At 66.3% G+C, this 908-nt stretch carries 1 protein-coding gene; it reads right to left on the bottom strand.

The window, feature by feature from the left end; genetic code table 11:
* Positions 1 to 498: hypothetical protein (locus GY769_22335; protein MCP4204657.1), on the bottom strand; the 498-nt coding region annotated here is incomplete at its 3' end.
* Between the last annotated feature and the right edge of the window lie 410 nt (positions 499 to 908).

Here is a 908-nt window from a genome sequence, read left to right on the forward strand (position 1 = left end):
CGCCTGCAGCACGACGGTGTGCAGGCCGTTGATCAGCCGCGTGGGGTCGAGCTCGGCGACCGGCCCGAACCCGAAGGGCGCGCCGCCCTGCGCCAGCACGGTGGCGGGCGCGCCGGTCCCGGAAGCGCGGACGACCAGCCGCCACGAGGCGAGGTCGGCGTCCGCGACGCTGGCGAGCAGCGCGGTCGGCGCGGTGACCAGGGCGTCGGCCAGCGCGGGGTCCAGCCGGACGACCGGCGGCTCGACGTCGTTCGGGTCGCGCACGAACAGCGTGCCGGCGAAGGTGGCGCTCGCGTAGGGGTCCGTGACGGTCACCTCGACGGGGTGCGCCCCGGGCGCGTCGGCGCCGAGCAGCGCCCGGCCACCGGCGTCCAGCGCCGCAGGCTGCCCGTCTGCGGACAGCGTTCCGAAAATGCCATAAATCCAGCGGTTTGAAAATGTCCGCTGTAGAATTCGAAGTCCTTTTCTGGGAAATTCACATCTTCTTGTTGTTCTCATTTTTATTCTGTTTTATTTCGCTTCTCGCGTTGGTTCGTGCTGACCCGAGGCTCCGCGGAAGCCTGGCTTGGATGACCATGGCCCCAAGCTTCAAGGAGGGAGCCATTCGACCGGCCCAGAGGCGCACGAATCGGAGTCGCCGCTCCACGAACCCCGGTAAGGAACGTGCATGAAACAAGATCGCCAATTCAGCGAGCGGTCAGGCGCAAATGCGGGCATGTGGGCGTGCCAGGTGCGTGCGCGATATCGTCGCCTCACCTGCGGACCATGAAGCCTTGCACGCACGCTTGACCCACCCGCATCCACCGGCCACAGACCACAGACCACCATGTACCGACGCCGAGCGCGGGCGCTTGAGCTACGCACAGTGGTCAAGTTGTTTCGTGCACGTTCCTAATCACGTCCTACAC

Source organism: bacterium, from assembly GCA_024224155.1.
In the GTDB taxonomy this organism is placed as follows: domain Bacteria; phylum Acidobacteriota; class Thermoanaerobaculia; order Multivoradales; family JAHEKO01; genus CALZIK01.